19 protein-coding genes and 1 other RNA gene are annotated in these 17,481 nt (G+C 52.0%); 4 read left to right on the top strand and 16 right to left on the bottom strand.

All coding sequences use genetic code 11. The features are described 5' to 3' along the window. Window positions 1-445: 445 nt before the first annotated feature. Together FYJ62_RS02595 and FYJ62_RS02600 are read left to right on the top strand one after the other, a co-directional pair. Window positions 446-2,008 (top strand): ATP-binding cassette domain-containing protein, encoded by a 1,563-nt coding sequence (locus FYJ62_RS02595; RefSeq protein WP_154547443.1) that lies wholly within the window; start codon window positions 446-448, stop codon window positions 2,006-2,008. Continuing rightward, window positions 2,005-3,582, top strand: coding sequence for an ATP-binding cassette domain-containing protein (locus tag FYJ62_RS02600; protein ID WP_154547445.1), 1,578 nt, complete (start codon window positions 2,005-2,007; stop codon window positions 3,580-3,582). The genes FYJ62_RS02595 and FYJ62_RS02600 overlap by 4 nt, the downstream gene beginning before the upstream one ends. Before the next feature lie 96 nt (window positions 3,583-3,678). On the opposite strand, the gene ssrA is transcribed toward FYJ62_RS02600, so the two are convergent. The 12 genes from ssrA to FYJ62_RS02660 form a co-directional block, all read right to left on the bottom strand. After that, window positions 3,679-4,040, bottom strand: a transfer-messenger RNA (tmRNA) gene (ssrA, locus tag FYJ62_RS02605). A 67-nt stretch (window positions 4,041-4,107) separates the two neighbouring features. After that, window positions 4,108-5,301 carry an acetate/propionate family kinase gene (locus FYJ62_RS02610; RefSeq protein WP_154547447.1) on the bottom strand — a complete coding sequence of 398 codons (1,194 nt, stop codon included), beginning with the start codon at window positions 5,299-5,301 and terminating at the stop codon, window positions 4,108-4,110. Between the two features lie 30 nt (window positions 5,302-5,331). Continuing rightward, the gene (locus FYJ62_RS02615; RefSeq protein ID WP_154547449.1) at window positions 5,332-6,342 is read right to left on the bottom strand and encodes a class I SAM-dependent methyltransferase; all 1,011 of its coding nucleotides are present in this window, start codon (window positions 6,340-6,342) and stop codon (window positions 5,332-5,334) included. Between the two features lie 64 nt (window positions 6,343-6,406). Then, window positions 6,407-6,589 carry a hypothetical protein gene (locus tag FYJ62_RS02620; protein ID WP_154547451.1) on the bottom strand — a complete coding sequence of 61 codons (183 nt, stop codon included), beginning with the start codon at window positions 6,587-6,589 and terminating at the stop codon, window positions 6,407-6,409. Continuing rightward, window positions 6,531-7,067 (bottom strand): hypothetical protein, encoded by a 537-nt coding sequence (locus FYJ62_RS02625; RefSeq protein ID WP_154547453.1) that lies wholly within the window; start codon window positions 7,065-7,067, stop codon window positions 6,531-6,533. Before FYJ62_RS02625 ends, FYJ62_RS02620 begins: the two co-directional genes overlap by 59 nt. Further along, window positions 7,030-7,275, bottom strand: coding sequence for a type II secretion system protein (locus tag FYJ62_RS02630; protein WP_229771819.1), 246 nt, complete (start codon window positions 7,273-7,275; stop codon window positions 7,030-7,032). The genes FYJ62_RS02625 and FYJ62_RS02630 overlap by 38 nt, the downstream gene beginning before the upstream one ends. A gap of 13 nt (window positions 7,276-7,288) precedes the next feature. Continuing rightward, on the bottom strand, window positions 7,289-7,720 hold the full coding sequence (locus tag FYJ62_RS02635) for a hypothetical protein (protein WP_154547455.1): 432 nt from the start codon (window positions 7,718-7,720) through the stop codon (window positions 7,289-7,291). A gap of 2 nt (window positions 7,721-7,722) precedes the next feature. Next, window positions 7,723-8,058 (bottom strand): competence type IV pilus major pilin ComGC, encoded by a 336-nt coding sequence (gene comGC / locus FYJ62_RS02640; protein ID WP_154547457.1) that lies wholly within the window; start codon window positions 8,056-8,058, stop codon window positions 7,723-7,725. Between the two features lie 171 nt (window positions 8,059-8,229). Beyond that, window positions 8,230-9,234, bottom strand: a complete 1,005-nt coding sequence (locus FYJ62_RS02645) for a type II secretion system F family protein (RefSeq protein ID WP_195837377.1) — start codon at window positions 9,232-9,234, stop codon at window positions 8,230-8,232. Beyond that, the gene (gene comGA, locus FYJ62_RS02650) at window positions 9,200-10,159 is read right to left on the bottom strand and encodes a competence type IV pilus ATPase ComGA (RefSeq protein ID WP_154547459.1); all 960 of its coding nucleotides are present in this window, start codon (window positions 10,157-10,159) and stop codon (window positions 9,200-9,202) included. Before comGA ends, FYJ62_RS02645 begins: the two co-directional genes overlap by 35 nt. A gap of 143 nt (window positions 10,160-10,302) precedes the next feature. Further along, window positions 10,303-11,037: a YebC/PmpR family DNA-binding transcriptional regulator gene (locus FYJ62_RS02655; protein WP_154547461.1), complete on the bottom strand. Its 735-nt coding sequence runs from the start codon at window positions 11,035-11,037 to the stop codon at window positions 10,303-10,305. 82 nt (window positions 11,038-11,119) lie between these two features. Then, the gene (locus tag FYJ62_RS02660) at window positions 11,120-11,641 is read right to left on the bottom strand and encodes a VanZ family protein (RefSeq protein ID WP_154547463.1); all 522 of its coding nucleotides are present in this window, start codon (window positions 11,639-11,641) and stop codon (window positions 11,120-11,122) included. A 106-nt stretch (window positions 11,642-11,747) separates the two neighbouring features. Here FYJ62_RS02660 and FYJ62_RS02665 point away from each other — a divergent pair, with 106 nt between their 5' ends. Then, window positions 11,748-12,635, top strand: coding sequence for a metal ABC transporter solute-binding protein, Zn/Mn family (locus tag FYJ62_RS02665; RefSeq protein WP_154547466.1), 888 nt, complete (start codon window positions 11,748-11,750; stop codon window positions 12,633-12,635). A 66-nt stretch (window positions 12,636-12,701) separates the two neighbouring features. Here FYJ62_RS02665 and FYJ62_RS02670 read toward each other — a convergent pair whose 3' ends face one another. Together FYJ62_RS02670 and msrA are read right to left on the bottom strand one after the other, a co-directional pair. After that, window positions 12,702-13,559 (bottom strand): patatin-like phospholipase family protein, encoded by an 858-nt coding sequence (locus tag FYJ62_RS02670; RefSeq protein WP_154547468.1) that lies wholly within the window; start codon window positions 13,557-13,559, stop codon window positions 12,702-12,704. After that, complete coding sequence (gene msrA / locus FYJ62_RS02675) at window positions 13,560-14,087, bottom strand: peptide-methionine (S)-S-oxide reductase MsrA (RefSeq protein WP_154547470.1); 528 nt, start codon at window positions 14,085-14,087, stop codon at window positions 13,560-13,562. It lies immediately after the preceding gene. Between the two features lie 305 nt (window positions 14,088-14,392). On the opposite strand from msrA, the gene FYJ62_RS02680 reads away from it, so the two are divergent. After that, a complete protein-coding gene (locus tag FYJ62_RS02680) occupies window positions 14,393-16,027 on the top strand; it encodes an APC family permease (protein ID WP_154547472.1) in 1,635 nt (544 codons plus the stop codon). 118 nt (window positions 16,028-16,145) lie between these two features. Here FYJ62_RS02680 and FYJ62_RS02685 read toward each other — a convergent pair whose 3' ends face one another. Together FYJ62_RS02685 and FYJ62_RS02690 are read right to left on the bottom strand one after the other, a co-directional pair. Then, a complete protein-coding gene (locus tag FYJ62_RS02685) occupies window positions 16,146-16,802 on the bottom strand; it encodes an NAD(P)H-binding protein (protein WP_154547474.1) in 657 nt (218 codons plus the stop codon). A 96-nt stretch (window positions 16,803-16,898) separates the two neighbouring features. Next, window positions 16,899-17,378 (bottom strand): low molecular weight protein-tyrosine-phosphatase, encoded by a 480-nt coding sequence (locus FYJ62_RS02690; RefSeq protein WP_154547476.1) that lies wholly within the window; start codon window positions 17,376-17,378, stop codon window positions 16,899-16,901. Between the last annotated feature and the right edge of the window lie 103 nt (window positions 17,379-17,481).

Raw genomic sequence — 17,481 nt, forward strand, 5'->3', positions numbered from 1 at the left:
GTGGAAGCCATGTTCGAGAGCGTGAAAGAGATCTTCCAACTGACAGAAGAGCAGATGGAAAGGTTCACCAAAGCTTTCATTTCCCGCCTCCCGAAGTACATGCAAGAGGCTATATCGCCATCACTAGCAGCATAATTGAATATTTACTGGTTAAACTATTGAGTTTTCAAGGCTTCATAGTTCTTTTTGGTGTGGGAAGTTTAAGTTATACCCAATTTTGATTTACTTTAAGGAACTGTTCATCCTTACACATAAGATTATACGGTCTCGCAAAAAAGGCAAAATCATAATTAAACAATGATTAATGTTTTTTTATTATTGTTGTTGAATTGTTGGTAAAATCAAGCTAAAGTTAGTAAAGAATTGCCAACAAATGGCAAAAAAATGATAATTATTACTTTAAAACAAATGATTAAAGAGTTGAACAACAACCAATTTTTTGCCCATGACTTTACGTAAAATAATCGACAGCAACCGAAGCCGTTTCGCCATCATCTTCGTTCTGCTGGTCACCACCCAGGTCATCGACGTGGCCTCAACCTATCTTTTCTCGCCAATGGTCAACCAAGTCGCTGCCGGCCGCTTCCCACTTTTTTGCGGTCTGCTTCTGGCCCAGTTTTTCCTGGCTTTAGTGCTGAACTTGGCTTTTAACGGAGCTAATTACCTGTTCAGCAAGCAGACTCAACAGTATTTGCACAGCATCAGGAACAAGTTGGCCGATCATTATTACCAGCAGCCAGCCAGCGTCTCCGAGATGACCAACCACTTTAGCCAAGACCTTGATACCTTGACTTACGATTACGCGACCGTCCTTTTTTACTTGATCTGCGACGTCATCAACGCGCTTTTGCTTGTTGCCAGTCTCCTGTCTTTTCACTGGCTCTTGCTTGTTGCCAGTCTCTTAACTACTGCGGCTTCCTTTGCAATTGCCCGCTTGCTGGAAAAATACAGCAACCAGGCTACAGAGCAAATGTCAGCTGCCAACCAGCACTTTTTAGCGACTATTGCTGAGTGGACGGCTGGCCTGGCTGAATTGCGCCGTTATTTTGCCAAAGGCGCTTATCAAAAAGCCCTGCTTAAGTCCGGCAAACAGCTAGCCGACAAGCAAGTCAGCCGCCGCAAGATCAACAGCCAGATCCAGTGCCTGCAAAGCATCATCAACGCACTAGGCACTGTCAGCATCCCCTTAATTGCCGGCTTCCTCTTCTTTAAGGGACAGATGTCCTTGGGGGGCGTCATCGCCGCTGGCTACTTCGCCAGCAATCTTTTTTCAGTTTTGGAAAACATTTCCGGCAGCTACTCTTACCTCAATTCTACCAAGAGCCTGCGGCAGCGGCTCACGCGCCTGCAGGAGAGCAGCAAGAAGGACAGCCTGAAGCCGGTCAGCCAGATGGCAAAGCTTGAAATCAAGCAGCTTTCATTAATCTTTGGCAAGCAGCTGATCTCCTATCCTGATTTGACCATCCATGCCGGTGAGAAAATCCTCATCACTGGCGACAGTGGCAGCGGAAAGAGCAGCCTGCTGAAGCTTCTTATGGGAGCTTTAAAAGCCGACAAAGGCCAGATTGTCTTTAAAGACGCGGCTGGCCGGGCCTTCCAGCCTGATCCGTACTCAATCGGCTATCTGGCCCAAGACCCAGTCCTGTTCCCCGCTACTTTGGCGGAAAACGTGACCATGCACACGCCCGGTCTGGCTTGCGATCCAGAAGACTGTCTGGCAGCAGTCGACCTCAAGCTTGATCCCCAGCGCCAGCTGGCCTTAGACGATTTGACCATCTCCGGCGGCCAAAGGCAGAAGCTGGTCTTGGCCCGGGCTTTGAGCCACTCCTTCCCCCTGCTCTTGCTGGACGAGTCGTTGAGCGCGGTTGACCATGCTGGTCAGGACAAAATTTTGCAAGCTTTATGCAAATTGCCGGCAACCATTATTTTCATTGCCCATAATTTTAGTCCTGACCAAAAAGCGCTCTTTGACCGGGAAATTACCTTAGTCAAAAAGGAGCAAGCATGAATTTTAAAGAATTTTATCTGCACAAGCCTTTCAAAAGCAGTCTGCTCTTTCTAGCCACTGCTTTAAGTTCCTTGCTGCTGGTTGGCTCTTCCTACGCGCTGACTCTGGAATTCAACGCCTTGAGAAGTCGGCAGGCACTACTTTTTGCCCCAATGCTCGGCCTGCAGCTGGCCTGCCTGCTCTTCAGCGCCCTGCTGACCTACTACAGCAACTTGACTTTGGAAAAGCTGATTCAAAGCTACCTGCAGCAGATCCGGCAAGACGTTGCCCTGCATCTCTTCAATGATGCGAAAGCACACGATCCCGCCCAGGCACAAAACCAGCTGCTTAAGGAAGAGGACTTGCTGAGCGTCAACTACTTACGCAATATTTACAGTGCTTTTAAATCTGGCGTAGCCGTCCTAGCAGCCGGTGGTGCCTTGCTCAGTTTTCACTGGAGCCTCTTTATTGCCTGCCTGATTTTCGCCCTGATGCAGATCTATCTGCCCCGCCTGCTTGACCGGCAGCTCAACCAAGCCAATCAGAAACTGGCAGCGCAAAACCAGGCTTATCTCAAAGTTCTTGGCGACTGGCTGCTCGGCCTTGGCGACCTGCACCGCTGCCTGTCTTTGGCTTGGTTTAAGGAGAAGGCGGGTCTGGCGGCCAAAAAGCTGGAAGATGCCCATGTGCATAAAAGTGCCGTCTCCACCCGACTGGATTACCTCAATCAGCTGGCCTACTCGCTTGGCAGCAGCTTGATCCTGCTCCTGACCGCTTTTCTGGTCATCCGTCACTGGACGGCTTTTGGCCTGCTCAGCAGCATTGATTCCTTTAACAGCGACTTTTTTGGCAATCTGCAAAACGCGGCTGACTACTTGGGAGAAATTTCCGGCAGCCGCAAGCTGCGGCAAGACCTGCTTGCGCAAAGAACGCCTGTCCCAGAGCAAACGGAAAGCGGCCAAGCCCCAGCCGGCTTTTCCAGCAGTCCCTTGACTGTTGAATTTGCCGACCTTACCCTGACTTATCCCGCCATCAAGCTCGCACCTGGGGAAAAGGTGCTGCTAAGTGGTGCCAGCGGCAGTGGCAAAAGTACTTTTTTCAAGCTGCTGCTGGGTGAACTAAGCCCGGCTAGCGGCACAATTCATTACCTGGACCAAAATGGCCAGACAATTCAGCCCAACTTAAGTCAAATCGGCTATCTTCCGCAGGACCCGCGGCTTTTTCCTGGCAGCATTGCTGAAAACATGACCATGTTCAATCCCGCTTTAAGTGATCCGAAATTGCTCCTGCAGACAGCGGAGCAGGTAAACTTAAGTGAGGATCTACGCCTTTGGCCTGACGGCTTGAATACGCGGGTTGCTGTTGAAGACAGCAACATCTCTGGCGGCCAGCGGCAAAAAATAGTTCTTGCCCGCAGCTATCTTTACCACAGCCAGCTGCTGCTGGTTGACGAAGGTACGAGCGCCATTGATCAAGCCGCCACGCGAGAAATTCTTTCGCGTTTGCTGCAGACGGACAAAACGATCTTGTTCATCGCGCACAATCTGACAACTGAAATCCGCCAATTGTTTGACCGGGAAATTAAATTTGATTAAAAAAAGACATGTGACCTTAGCATCACATGTCTTTTTCAGTTGCTTGGTTCCCGCCAGCGGGAAAAATATCGGTATATCAAGGCTTACAGCCCTGCTTAGTGGAGATGAGGGGAATTGAACCCCTGTCCAAACGCATTTTGTCACCAATCTCTACGATCATAGTTATATTACTTGAACTTCACCGCTCCCAAACGCCATATAACAGGGCAAACTAGCAACGGCTAGCCTGATGATCTCTTCTTGACTATTCAGACGTGATAGCCAAGCGTATCCCGTAAAGTTGATACCGCAAGGTCGCCACGGGCCGGCAACCTATTGGCAGCTGGGCTGAACTAAGCAGCTACAGCGTATGAGTTTTCGTTTGCAGTTAATTTAAACTGTTTAACGTTTTTACGTAGACGTAACCTACGAATCGCAATCGGCGCAAATCTACGCCTGTCGAATCCCAAAACATCCCCATAAATAGAGAACACAGGTATTTTACCAGAAAATACCCATGCCCTCAAATATTCTGCTTAACGAAAATTACTTGAGATGAGCCAAACGGACAACGTCACGTTCGATCATCAATTCTTCGTCAGTTGGCACGATCAAAGCCGCAACCTTTGAGTCTGGCGTTGAAATGAACTTTTCGCCATTGGTCTTGTTGGCTTCTGCGTCAAACTTCAAGCCAAGGTAGCCAAAGTTCTTCAAAACACCTGCACGAACGATATCTGAGTGCTCGCCGATGCCGGCAGTGAAGACAATTGCGTCCACGCCGTTCATTTCAGCAGCATACCCCCCAATATAGCGAACGATCCGGTTAATGAAGATTTCCCTAGCCAGACGCGCCCGTGGGTTCTTGTCCGCGTTGGCGCTAATGTCACGCATGTCGCTTGAAAGACCTGAAATTCCCAGCAAGCCTGACTTGCGGTTCAAGATGCTGATCATCTCGTTGAAGTCAGTCATGCCTTCCATCTTCATGATATGTTGCAGAACTGATGGATCAACGTCGCCAGAACGAGTCCCCATCGTAATCCCGGCTAATGGTGAGAAGCCCATGGAAGTGTCATAGCACTTGCCATCCTTGACGGCAGTAACTGAAGCCCCTGAGCCCAAGTGGCAAATGATCATCTTGAGCTCCTTCAAGTCCTTGCCCATTATTTCAGCCGTGCGCTTTGAAACGTAGCGGATTGAAGTACCGTGGGCACCGAACTTGCGGGCTTGATACTTCTCATAGTATTCGTATGGCAGAGAGTACATGTAGTGGACAGCGTCCATTGACTGGTGGAATGAAGTGTCAAACACGCCAACTTGTGGCACGTCTGGCAAGATTTTCATAAATGCTTCGATCCCGCGGCCTTCTGCAGGGTTGTGCAGCGGCGCGAAGTCAGTCAATTCAAAAATCTTGTGCAGATTGTCCTTGGTAATGATTGTTGAGTCTGGAAATACCTCGGCCCCGTTAACGATCCGGTGGCCAACGCCAACGATTTCCTTAACGTCTTTAATGACGTCGTACTTCTTCAACCAGTCAAGCAGCACTTGTACGGCTGTTTCCTGGTTTGGCAGGTCAAGCTTTTCTTTATGCTTGGTCCCATCAGCTAATTTCATTTCAAAGCTTGAGCCATCGATCCCGATTCGATCACCCAAACCTGAGGCAAGGACGCTTTCATCATCCAACGAGAATAACTTATATTTGAATGATGAGCTACCAGAGTTGACTGCCAAAATCTTATTCATAACTTTTAACTCCTTCGATTCTACACAGAACTATTTGCCTTTTTCAGTATACCACTCGTTCAGTTTAATATTAAGACCGACCAGCGATTCTTCATTCTTCAAATCGTCAAGCCGGGTTAACAGAACTTCACGCGGCGGCTGGCTTTGGCCGTGGTTCTGGAAGATCAGCAGGCTCTTTTGGTTAACTTTAGTTTGGAACAATTTCTCTGGCAGCTGGACGATGGCCTGCAGGTGCACCTTGTTGGCCAGCCAAGGCATGAAGTCCGCGCCAAGCTTGCCGGAAATCATGCTGTTTGGAACCAACAAAAAGGCATAGCCATCAGGCGCCAGGTTCTTGACGATCTGCTCGGTCAGCAGCACATGGGCGTATGAGTGGCCTTCCTTGGTCCGCAATTCAAAATTCCCGGCATTTTCATCGTTGACGTAATAGCCGACCGGCAAGTCGCTGACAATGACTTCCGGCTTGCTTCCTTGCCATGACAAAAGCGCGTCCTGGCAGTAAAGATCAATGTCCAGGCCGTTTAAGTGGGCGCCAACGTCAGCTAGGTTCAGAATGTCTTCATCATGGTCAATCCCGACCAGCTTGAATGGATTCTGGGAGTGATTCTGGCTGGCCAGCTGCTTGACCACGGAGTACAAGAGGCTGCCCGTGCCCAAGGCCGGATCCAGGATGGTCTGCTCTTTCTTTGGCAAGAGCTTGCTCATGAAGAGCGTGATCACCGTGGCCAAGATCGGCGGAGTTGGCATTTGGTTGGCATCGCGGTCTTCATCGCTGATCGCCTTCAAGGTCAGCAGATTATAGACCTCCACCTTCTGCTTGCTGGACATCTGGTCGTAGTTCAAGCTGGCATACTTGCCCTTCAGGAGCTCGACCGTGTCTGGGTCTGGCGCCCCCATTTCCACCTTGACATCATGATTTTCCAGGTTGTCAAAGCTTTCCGTCAAGGCTTCCGTCATCGGCACGTTCAAGGCCTCCTGCAGGCATTGGACCGCGTCTAAAAATTGCGTAAAAACTTTCGTGATCTGATTAATATTTTCCATGTGTCCACCCTTCTTTGCGTTACCTAATCAATTTTAAAGAAAGGCAGGAGTCCGTGCAAGCAAATCACTTGCCAAGGAGGTATTTGACTACCAGCTGGTCTTCCAAAATGTAGTAGCGCTCCGTCAGCACGTAGGCTTCGATAAACATTAAACAGGTCGTCAGAACCAGCACGCTGCTGAGCAACGCGCTAGCCCTCGTTCTGTTTGGTCTCTTTCTTCTCATCCGCTGGTCCTTTCTTTGACTCATGCCGCTCTTTCTCCTCAGGCGGCGGATCCAGGGCAAAATACAGGTTGCTCGTGCGGCAGTCCGGCTCAGTCACCATGATGCGCAGATTGTTGCCCTTTCGTTGAAACAGCACGTTCAAAGCCGGCAGCAGCTCCATGTAGCTGACAACGTACAAGCGGCCGGTCGTCTTTGTCTTGCGCATCGTGAAGCTGTCTTCAGTGCCATCCTTATGGATCTTGCCGATGACCGCTTCGGAATTGCTGCAGCTCTTCAGGTAGACCCGCTTTGCGTCTTTATGCATGTACTTTTCCAGCTGAATGTAGGAAAAAGCCAGCGCGTTTTCGCTCCGCATCCGTTTCTTGCTCACGGCCAAAGCCTGGGTCACGTTGAACAGGACCGACATGCAGATGGCCGTAACCATGACTGCCAGCACCGCCTCAAACAAAGTAAAAGCCGGCCGCCTACTTGAGCGGGCAGATCTGCTTCGTTTTCTCATCATATAGGTCTCCATTCTTAGTCAAATGGTAGCGGTGATCATGGACGATCACCGTCGGCTCTTTAGTCTGCTTGAGCATGTAGCTGGCCAGGGCATTGTCGGCCCGGTAGGCCTCTGCCTGCTGAATGGCGCGGATCTGCGAGCAGATCTGCACCGTCGTCGTCAGGGCAATGCAGGCAATCGCCAAAGCCATCACTGCTTCAAGTGCCAAAAAGCCACCCTGCCTAGTCCTTTTCCCGGACCTTGCCCCACATGAGCTGAATCGTGTACCTCTTTGCATAGCCATATCCTTTAAAACTAATTGAATACGGAGAAATGCAGCCGCCGCTCCTGATCTGACTCCCCAGGCCTTCAAGGACCGGGCTGTCGACCGTCATGCCTTCTGGCAGCCTGATTTTCTCCGCCGTCTGGCCGTCATGCGTCACCCGCAATTCGTGCCTGGAATTGTTCACGTGCACCACTACGGTCTGCTGCTTAAAGGCCGCGACCCGGATTTCATGCTGCAGGGTCTGGAGCACGGCCGTGCAGGTCTGGTCAAACAGGATCTTCTCCCGCGTCCGCTTGACCTGCAGACTCCCGCCCTGGATCAGCAGCAGGAAAATCGCCAGCACGACCACGGTCTCAGCCAGGCTAAAGGCCGGCTTGACGCGCCGCATTTCTACTTCGCGCCGGTCACATCAGCCAGCGTGATCTTCTTGTCGTTGATCTGCTTGAGCTGCTTGGCCGTCAGGTAGTTCTTGTCCTTCATTTCAGCGAAATCGGCTGGCGCCTTGTCATTGTCGCTGCGGTAGAGCTCAACCTGGGTCTGCAGGGTCGTCATGAAGGCCTCATCAGCCTTCTTGGTGGCACTCTCCTTCTGGGCCCACAGGTTTGGCGAGATCAAGAGGACCAAGACGGCGATGATCGCCACGACGACAACCATTTCCATCAGCGTAAAGGCCTTCTGCTTGCGCTTCTTGGGCTCAATTTCTTCATGCTTCTTGCTTGGCATCATTGTTTTGCCTCCAATCTATGATCATGATTATTTACATCTTGGGTTAAGGAGTAATTTTAGGAATAGAATAAACATCAACAAAAATAACGGTAAAAGATAACGGTAAATATGACAGTAATTTTGACAATAAAAACAATACGGACTTAGGACGGAAAAAAGGGCTGGACAGGGCTACAAGCCCTGCATGCTCCCATAGATGGGCAAAAGCAGCTTCAGATACATGCCGATGATGGCCAGACCAATCAAGATGAAGCAAAATGGCTGGATATTCACGATCATGCGCTCCACTTGCTGGGTCAGGCGGTCAAACAGCATCTTGGCAATCAGCAGGCACTGCTGGCTGAGCTCCTTCCGGTCGCTGCCCGTCTTGAGCAGGATCAAGAGATTCTGGTTCAAGAAGGGCTCCTGTAGAATGATTTCCTGCAGGCTCTTCCCGCTTTCCAGCTGCCTGGCCACGCGCCTGCCGAGCTCCTGCTGCAAAGAGCCAGGAGTCTGCTGGCTGGCAAACAGGCACATCTTCTGCAATGAAAAGCCACTGGCCAGCAGCATCCCCAGGTCATAGCTAATCAAATACTGGCCATAGCTGCTGATGGCCGGCCCAACAAACGGCAGCTGGCTGAGCTTCTTGAAGGACTGGTAGTCCTGCTTTTGCAAATAGCCCAAGACCAAGAGCAGGCTGGTCAGCAAAAGGACAAAGAAGGCGACCAGGGCAAAAATCAGCAAGTCCCCCGTGTGGTCTCCGCTTTCCGCGAATTGGACGGAAACGAAGTTCTGCATAAATACGAGCAAGATGATCATCATCACGACCAAGACGACCGGGTAGGCCAGCTCGCCTTCCAGCTTCTTGAGCTGCCGGCGCTGCATCCGCCGCAATTGGGTAAGCTGGGCCAGCGACTCCTGCAGGTTGCCTTGGGTCAAGGCAATGTTCAGCTGGGTCACCGTGGTTTTGGAATAGCCAAGCTCCCCCATGCATTCCGCAAAGGACTTCCCGCCCGCCAATTCCCGGTCAATCCGCTTAAAGAGGCCGGCGCGCTTGGGCCACAGAATTGGCAGCATCTTAAAGCTCTTTGCGATTGAAAAGCCGTTTTGCAGGCTTGACGCCAAAAATTCCAGCAGCTCCAGCTGCTCCTGCCCCCGCAAGCTATCCTTGTGCAAACTGATCTGCAACTGCTTCATCGATCCTTCCCTCCTCCAATAATTCAGCCAAATGCTCTTCCCAGCTGGCAAAGCTGGACCGCTTGGCGCGCGCGACTTCCCGGGCCAGATCCGCCCCTGCGGCAATGTCCAGCAGGCAGGCTGGCCCGCCTTCAGCCGGCAAAAGCCGCTGGTAGGACACGGCCGTCAGGCAGTTGGCCAGGGCATTGGTCCCAATCCCTAGGCTCTCCAGGCGCGAAATCGTCTGGTAGGTGCTCTTGGCGTGGACCGTGGCCAGGACCAGGTGCCCGCTTAAGGCGGCATCAATGGCCAGATGGGCCGTCTCGCCGTCGCGGATCTCCCCGATGATCAAGACATCCGGCCGGTGGCGCAGGGCCGCCTTCAAAAGGCTGGCATAGCTGATTCCAGCCGGCAGGTTGACCTGGGTCTGCAGGAAGCTGCTCTCATGCACTTCAACCGGGTCTTCAATCGTCATCACGATCCGGGTCTGGCTCAGCCTTCTGGCCAATTCATACATAGTGGTGGTCTTCCCTGACCCCGTTGGACCGCTGGTGACGATCAAGCCCCGCTTCTTGCATAATTCGGCCAGGCGGGTAAACTGGTCCGGGAAAAAATACCTGCTTCCACTGATCCCATAGATCACCCGGATGACCAGGGACTCCTCGCCCCGGTAGTCGCCCAGGCTCGACAAGCGCAGCCAGCACTTGTCAAAAGACATGGCTCCCACCTGTGGCCGCCGGTGCTCTGAGATATCCATCTGCGCGGCATACTTGAACCAGCTGATCAACTCGCTTCCCGCCTGCTTGGACAGGTCTTCCAGCTTCACTGGCTCCCTGGATCGCAGCTTGACTTCGCAGCTTTCCTCCTTGGGCAGGAAGAAAATATCGCTGGCTCTAGCGGCAAGCGCCGCCCGCAAAATTTTTTCGGCAGTTTCTTTGACTTTCATGACGGTTCCTCCTCTATTTTTTCCGTCCTATAAGCTATTACACGAAAAAAACGGATTTTACCGAAAAAAGTTCAAAAATTTTTCCAGACGCCAAAAAAGCCGCCTGACTCTCGTCAAGCGGCTTTCGCTAAATGCATGTTTAATTATTCTTCGTCGTCATCAGCAGCGGCAGTGTATACGTTTGATACATCGTCGTCGTCTTCAAGGGCGTCGATCAAGTGTTGGTATTGTTCCTTCTTGTCTGCTGGAACTGGCGTGGTGTTTTGTGGAATCATCGTCAATTCTGAAACAGCCAGCTTGTAACCAGCCTTTTCCAGAGCGTCACGAACCTCAGTGAATTGCTTGGCATCAGTGTAGATTTCGTAGGCATCGTCACTGGTCTGCAAGTCGTCACCGCCGGCTTCCATAACGTCCATCAGCATTTGGTCTTCGTCAGCGTCAGTAGTGGACCGGTCAATTACGATGTAGCCCTTGCGGTCAAACATGTAAGAAACTGAGCCGGTAGCGCCAAGGCTGCCGCCGTTGCGGGTGAAGGCAACGCGAACTGAAGAAGCAGTCCGGTTCTTGTTGTCAGTCAAGGCTTCCACCAAAACTGCAACGCCGCCTGGAGCGTAGCCTTCGTAGGTTACTTCGTCGTAGTGTTCGTCGGAGTTCCCTTCAGCCTTCTTGATCGCACGTTGAATGTTGTCCTTTGGCATGTTGGCAGCACGTGCCTTGTCCATGACCAAACGCAAGCTTGGATTACCTGAAGGGTCAGGACCACCACTCTTTGCAGCCATGTAAATTTCACGAGAAAGCTTTTGGAAGACTTTCCCTCTCTTAGCGTCTTGCGCATTCTTGCGGCCTTGAATATTGTGCCATTTTGAATGTCCTGACATTTAGGATCCTTCTTTCTTTATCTTAATCTAGTCAACTTTTTTATCATAACTCAGGTATGGCAGAAATTCAACGCTTACTCCCTTAAATAGCCGACTTTTTTCGCTCAGCCCGCCCTTTCAGCAGGTAATAAATGACCGCCAGGACAATGGCCAAACAAGCCCCGCTGGCGTCCAGCATCACGTCATGCACGGTCGGCGTCCGGTCCCCGGTCAGAAACTGGTGGAATTCATCCATCGCCGCGAAGGCAAAGGCGGTAGCCCAGACAAAGAAGGGACCGGTCCAGCTAATGACGAAGACCCGCCGTAAGCCCAAGTAGGCAAACAAGCCATATAAAAAATAGCTGCCAAAATGGGCCGTTTTCCGGACCACGAACTGGGTAAAGCCAGCTGACCCGTCGGTCTTGACATTGTGCCAGACCCCGCCGTAATAGATATTGAGCCGCTGGATCCAATCCTCCAGCCAGCCCAGGTAGGTGTGGATGAAGCCCGGCTTCATTTTCTGCTCATGATAGGTCATTGAGCTGGAGACAAACAGCATGGCCAAGACGGCCAGAGCCAGGAGGAGGTAGACTTTTTCTCTTTTGCTAAACTTAAAATCATTCATGCTGTTTATTTTACCATCAATCAGGAGCTGTTCCTTGACTTTTGCAATTTTTTCCCGTATTCTAATATGATTTGCAGGCGGGCTGCAAATCTTGAAAGGAAAAGACATGCAAAGAAAGCACAGACACCTGTTTATCTGGCCGCTGCTTCTGCTGGCCGCTATCTGCCTGGCCGGCTGCGCCAAGAGCCCAAAGAGCTCCGGCAGCCAGATCAAGATCGTAACCTCAACCAACATCTACGCTGACATCGCCCAGCAAGTCGTGGGCAAATACGGTCAAGCCACGGCCCTGATCGCCAACGGCAACTCCGATCCCCACGACTTCGGGCCAACGACGGCTTCCGCCAAGACGGTTGCCGCCGCCGACATCGTGGTCGCCAACGGGATGGGCTACGACAGCTGGATCCAGAGTCTGGCAGATGCCTCCGACAAGAAGGTCACCAAGGTCGGCGAAGACCTGATGGGGCTGGAAAGCTCTGCCAACCCGCACATCTGGTACAACCTGGACATGCCTAAGAAGTACGTGGCCTTCCTGGTCAAAAAGCTGGGCAAGCTGCAGCCAAAGCACGCGGCCTACTTTAAGAAGCAGGGAGTCAGCTACTTGAAGAAGATCGCCAAGATCGACCAAGTCGCCGACTCAATCGACGGCAAGGCCTCAAAACCGGTCTTCGTCAGCGAGCCCGTGTTTGACTACGCCTTAGAGCGCACCGGCTTCAAGATCGGCAACAAGAACTTTGAAGAAGCCACGGAAAAGGAAACCGACCCAAGCGCGGCTGTCATCGCCAAGATGAACGCCGACATCGCCAAAAAGAAGATCGCCTTTTTCGTTAACAACACCCAAGCCAGCTCCGACATGGTCAAGTCCTTCGTCAAGAAGGCAGAAAAGCGGGGCATCCCGATCATCAAGGTCCGGGAGACCATGCCTAACGGCACCAGCTATTATAAGTGGATGCTGGGCAACTACCAGCAGCTGGCAAAGCATTCAAGGCAAAACTAGTTAAAAGCGCCCGCGCCATTATCGGCAAAAAGCCATGAGCAGTTGATGCTCATGGCTTTTTTCAGCTTATTTTTTCAAAAAATCCTTCAAATCAGCAATCCGTGCTTCCGCGTCCTTGACGCCGACCTGGTAAACGCCCAGCAGGGTCTCGCGGTCGTGCTCCAAGGCTGACACGGAAATGTCCTGGCTGGGCCGGAAGACGAAGGCCTCGCCCCTGGCCTCTTCAGCAGCGATCTGGGCCAGGGCTTCATTGTATTCAAAAGACCGCCTGTGCAAGCGGTCCACGACGGCTGGGTACTGCTTCAAGAGCCGGTCCACGACTGGCTGGACCCGGGACGGCTCCTTATGATAGCCGCGCGGCTGGGTCAAGATGACCACGTTCTGCCGGTAGCCGATTCTTTCCATGAATCTAAAAGGAATCGAGTCGGACACCCCGCCGTCCCAGTAGCGGTGGCTGCCAATTTGGACAGGACGGGCAAAGACGGGAATGGAGGATGAAGCCCGGATCCAGCGGGCATCCAGCCGCTTACCGTCCTTGAGCTTGTGATAGACCGGCTGGGCCGTCTCCACGTCCGTGGCCACGCACCAGAAATCCATCGGATTGCGGGCAAAAGCCGCCGTGTCAAAGGGATCATAGACTTCAGGGATCTGCTTATAGCAGAAGTCCGCCCCATACAAGTCCCCAGTCTTCAGCCAGGACCGCCAGCCCTTAAAGTGGGGGTTAGCCCCGTAGCGCAGGTTGTAGCGCAGAGCCCGCCCCGGCTGCAGAGACTTGTAGTTGCAGCCGAAGGCCACGCCGGCGGAAACGCCAACCGCGGCGGGGAAAGTAATCCCGTACTTCATCAAAACGTCAATGACGCCAACCGTATACAAGCCACGCATGGCGCCGCCTTCCAGGACCAGACCGTGCTTTTTTTCCGTCATTTACTTCCCCCAGTGCTCCTTGATAAACTGCTCCCGGCCGCCAGCCTCTTCTTGGGCGTAGCGCTCCGGATTCTTCTTATAGAACTCTTGGTGGTAATCTTCAGCCACATAGAAGGGGCCCGCCTTTTCGATCTTGGTTACGATCGGCTGATCAAAGCGGCCGCTGGCGGCCAGCTCAGCCTTAGACTTTTCAGCCGCGGCCTTTTGGGCGGGCGAATTGTAGAAGATGACCGGCCGGTAGTTGTCGCCCCGGTCCTGGAACTGGCCCATGGCGTCGGTTGGGTCAGTCACCTGCCAGTAGTAGCCCAGCAACTGCTCATAGGACATCAGGCTGGGATCAAAAGTGATCTTGACTGCTTCCGTATGCCCGGTTTTCCCGCTTTTGACCTCTTCATAAGCCGGAAAGGCCACGTGGCCTCCGGTATAGCCCGCAACGACGCTCTCAATTCCAGGCAGGGTATCAAAAGGCTGCACCATGCACCAGAAGCAGCCGCCCGCGAAAATTGCCGTATCGAGTTTCTTGTCCATCTTCGTTCACTTCATGCTCTGAACTTAAAATTTTTGCAACAATGATCAATATTTACCAATTATAGCCTAAATTGCTAAAGTGCTCTCATTTTTTGCTCATTAACTTGCATTTAGGATTTTGCTTCCAAAATTAAAAGCGCTGTCATGCATAAATAATATTGATCTTCTTACAAATAGTAGGTAAACTGGTTATGCTTATTTTATTTTACGAAATCTTAAGAAATGGAGATGGCAATGAAATCAACAAATAAGTCGCCGGCAGCTGCTTTCTGTTAAGCAATCAGTCATAACAGAAAGGATTTTTTATGGACGACGAATTAAATATTAAAGGCAAATATATTTCCTGGCCGACCCTGGCAATGATGGCCTTCGTAACGGTTATCGGCCTGGAAGACATCATGTACAACTTCCAAAACCAAGGGATGGCGGTTATCACCTCCTGGATTTTGATGATGTTCCTCTACGTGGTGCCATACGCATTGATCGTAGGTCACTTGGGCAGCGTCTTCAACAAAGAAGGCGGCGGCCTGTCCTCCTGGGTCCGGGCAACCGACGGGGAGTTCCTGGGCTACTTTACCGCCTGGACCTACTGGGCTGCTTCCATCCCTTACGTGGTCGACACGGCCAACTGCCTGCTGGTTGACGTCGGCTGGGGCTTGACCGGGACTGACGAGTTTGAAAATCCCAAGTTCCTGTCAACAGCCATGTTTACGGCAATCACTTTTGCCATTTTCATTGTCTTGACTTTGGTTGAGCACAAGTTTAGCGACTCAATGGAAGTTCTGTCCAATATCGGTGGCTGGGCCATGTTCATCATGACCATCCTCTTCGTCCTGCTGGCCTTCGCCGGCCTGGCCAAGTCCGGCGGCAAGACCGCTACGCCATTTACCTGGAAGACGATCGTCCCGAAGTTCGACCTGAAATACTTCTCAACCGTCGGGATGCTGATCTATGCCGTCAACGGGTCTGAGCTGGTTGCCCCTTACGTGACCCGGATGAAGGACCCGAAGCGGGAGTTCCCTAAGGCCATGATCGCCCTGGCCGTCATGACCTGCTTCTTGACCATTTTTGGCTCAATCGCCCTGGGGATCTACATCGATGCCAACCACATGCCAAACGACCTGAAGATGAACGGTGAATACTACGTCTTCGGCGCCATGGGCAAGCAGTTTGGCGTTGGCAACCTTTTGGTCTACATCTACGCCTGGTCATCTTTCTTCTACAACGTCGCCCTCTTGTCCGTCCTGCTGGATGCCATGACCAGAATGCTGATTTCCGACACCGGCGACAAGTACATGCCAAAGTTCTTGAAGAAGACCAACAAGGACGGGCTGCCAATCAACGGCTACATCCTGACCGTCTTCCTGAGTGGCTTCATCATGGTCCTGGGGATCTTCCTGCCAGACATGAACGACATCTTCAACTGGCTCTTGAACCTGAACGGGATCATCTCTCCAGCCGTTACCTGCTGGATCTTCTACTCCTTCATGAAGGTCCGGGGCAAAAATTCCAAGAAGTACCCATCCGTCTACCGCTACATCAAAAACGATACCTTCGCCTGGTGGGTTGGCTTTGCCCTCCTGGCCGTAACGGCCGTGGCTACTGTCCTGGGCTTCATGCCGCAAGACGTCAAGCAAGGCACTTGGGTTTGGTGGTATGAGCTCTCCATCAACATCATCGCCTGCGTGGTCCTGATCGGCTTGGGCGGCATCTTCCCTGGCATTCGCCGGCGCGAGGAAGAATATGGCATTGCCTTTGACAAGACCCAATGGATCTGGATGATCGTCCTGGTCCTGGGCTCAATCACCTTCGACGTCTGGCTGGGTGGCACCAAGCTGGCCGCCAGAGTCTGGATCATCGCTATTGAAGCCGTGGTTGCCCTGCTCCTGGTTTGGCTGATCGGCCGCCGGGTGCCAAAAGGCGCCAGCAAGCAGGCTTAAGGCAAAATGCGCAAAACAGGCTAGCCAAATAAAGAACTAACGAATTAAAAAGGCTTCTAGAAGTGACAAAACTTCTGGAAGCCTTTTTTATATATCTCAAATCACAGCAGAGAGATGTTTAATAGACTGGACGGGTATAGCCTGCGGTCTCCGGCTGCACGATGCCAACGCTGGCAAAGGCCGCAAAGGATGGATCCGCCATCGCCTTCAAGACCAGGTCAGCCACTGAGCTTCTGGAGACGGAGACTCCTTCAAAGGTCTCCCCCCGCTCAGTAGTGACGTACTTGACGTCTGGCCAGTTGGTCAAAGCCGGCATTCTGATCAGGGTGTAGTTCAGGCCTGACTGCTCCAGCCGCTGGCCGGCTTCTCTGGCAGGCAGGAAGCGGCCGCTGCCGACCATTTCGTCGACCCAGCAGCCAAATTCGCCAGGGATCTCATAATACAGGCCAGCCAAGCTGAGGGCAATCACGCGCCCAAAGCCATTCTCTTTGCTGGCCTTGACCAAGTTCTTAGTCGTTGGCGTAAACTTGCGGTCATCCACTTTAGCCAAAAAGACCAGGTCCGCGTCTTTGGTTGCCGTCAATACGGCCTCGTAGTCCCGGCTGCTGCCGGAAATGATGGTCACGCGGCCATTGCCCTGCAGTTCAGCCAGCTTTTCCGGCATTTCTGCCAGCAAGGTCAATTGAACGTCCGCGAACCGTTCCTCACTCAACAGGCGCTTGATGACCAGACCGGCAATCCGGCCGCTTGGGTGCAAAATCGTAAATCTTCTCATAGAACCTATTCCTTACTAATGCACAACAATTGCTAATTGTTGCTGCTAATTACTTAATTACTTTTATCCAAAATAGATTCTACTACATTTTGCCAGCTATTGGGCCAAATCCTTCTTAACCGTTTCCAGCAAGGCCTCGCAGCCCTCCTTGATCTGCTTGAATGCCGTCGCAAAGTCGTTGGTGTACCACGGGTCGTCTATATCGGCAAAGCTGCCGGTGAACTGGCGCAGCTTCACTTCTTTGCGGTCTGGATCCCCGCCGGTAATCCGGTTCATGTCCAGCAGATTCTCTGAGTCCATGGCAATCAAGTAGTCATACTTGCCATAGTCTTCCTTGGTCATCAAGGTCGCGTAGTGCTGGCCAAAAGGCACGTGCTGCTTGCTCAGCTCCCGCTGGGCCCGCGGATCGATCGGGTTCCCGTGGCCGCCAGCATTGATCTCATCGCTGGTCGTAGCCGCGGAGGCAACTTCAACCTGGTCCGCCAGGCCATTTTGTGCTAAGAGCTGCTTCATGGTAAATTCCGCCATTGGCGACCGGCAGATATTGCCATGGCACACAAATAAGATCTTCTTCATCACGTCTACCTCTTTTTTACTATCTGTTTTAGACAGCTTGCTTTAATTTGATTGGCCTATATTATACCATGTCCAGGCTTTTGCCCGAAAAAAAGAGTCCTCT

The sequence above is a fragment of the Lactobacillus porci genome (assembly GCF_009695985.1).
GTDB lineage: Bacteria > Bacillota > Bacilli > Lactobacillales > Lactobacillaceae > Lactobacillus > Lactobacillus absianus.

What these genes read in the sequence shown, in the direction of transcription:
- FYJ62_RS02635 (WP_154547455.1), bottom strand. Translation starts at nt 7,720, where the DNA reads ATGCGGCGCGTCAAGCCGGCCTTTAGCCTGGCTGAGACCGTGGTCGTG.
- FYJ62_RS02625 (WP_154547453.1), bottom strand. Translation starts at nt 7,067, where the DNA reads ATGATGAGAAAACGAAGCAGATCTGCCCGCTCAAGTAGGCGGCCGGCT.
- FYJ62_RS02645 (WP_195837377.1), bottom strand. Translation starts at nt 9,234, where the DNA reads ATGAAGCAGTTGCAGATCAGTTTGCACAAGGATAGCTTGCGGGGGCAG.
- FYJ62_RS02665 (WP_154547466.1), top strand. Translation starts at nt 11,748, where the DNA reads ATGCAAAGAAAGCACAGACACCTGTTTATCTGGCCGCTGCTTCTGCTG.
- FYJ62_RS02595 (WP_154547443.1), top strand. Translation starts at nt 446, where the DNA reads ATGACTTTACGTAAAATAATCGACAGCAACCGAAGCCGTTTCGCCATC.
- FYJ62_RS02655 (WP_154547461.1), bottom strand. Translation starts at nt 11,037, where the DNA reads ATGTCAGGACATTCAAAATGGCACAATATTCAAGGCCGCAAGAATGCG.
- FYJ62_RS02615 (WP_154547449.1), bottom strand. Translation starts at nt 6,342, where the DNA reads ATGGAAAATATTAATCAGATCACGAAAGTTTTTACGCAATTTTTAGAC.
- comGA (WP_154547459.1), bottom strand. Translation starts at nt 10,159, where the DNA reads ATGAAAGTCAAAGAAACTGCCGAAAAAATTTTGCGGGCGGCGCTTGCC.
- comGC (WP_154547457.1), bottom strand. Translation starts at nt 8,058, where the DNA reads ATGATGCCAAGCAAGAAGCATGAAGAAATTGAGCCCAAGAAGCGCAAG.
- FYJ62_RS02620 (WP_154547451.1), bottom strand. Translation starts at nt 6,589, where the DNA reads ATGAGTCAAAGAAAGGACCAGCGGATGAGAAGAAAGAGACCAAACAGA.
- FYJ62_RS02670 (WP_154547468.1), bottom strand. Translation starts at nt 13,559, where the DNA reads ATGACGGAAAAAAAGCACGGTCTGGTCCTGGAAGGCGGCGCCATGCGT.
- FYJ62_RS02600 (WP_154547445.1), top strand. Translation starts at nt 2,005, where the DNA reads ATGAATTTTAAAGAATTTTATCTGCACAAGCCTTTCAAAAGCAGTCTG.
- FYJ62_RS02690 (WP_154547476.1), bottom strand. Translation starts at nt 17,378, where the DNA reads ATGAAGAAGATCTTATTTGTGTGCCATGGCAATATCTGCCGGTCGCCA.
- FYJ62_RS02610 (WP_154547447.1), bottom strand. Translation starts at nt 5,301, where the DNA reads ATGAATAAGATTTTGGCAGTCAACTCTGGTAGCTCATCATTCAAATAT.
- FYJ62_RS02660 (WP_154547463.1), bottom strand. Translation starts at nt 11,641, where the DNA reads ATGAATGATTTTAAGTTTAGCAAAAGAGAAAAAGTCTACCTCCTCCTG.
- FYJ62_RS02685 (WP_154547474.1), bottom strand. Translation starts at nt 16,802, where the DNA reads ATGAGAAGATTTACGATTTTGCACCCAAGCGGCCGGATTGCCGGTCTG.
- msrA (WP_154547470.1), bottom strand. Translation starts at nt 14,087, where the DNA reads ATGGACAAGAAACTCGATACGGCAATTTTCGCGGGCGGCTGCTTCTGG.
- FYJ62_RS02680 (WP_154547472.1), top strand. Translation starts at nt 14,393, where the DNA reads ATGGACGACGAATTAAATATTAAAGGCAAATATATTTCCTGGCCGACC.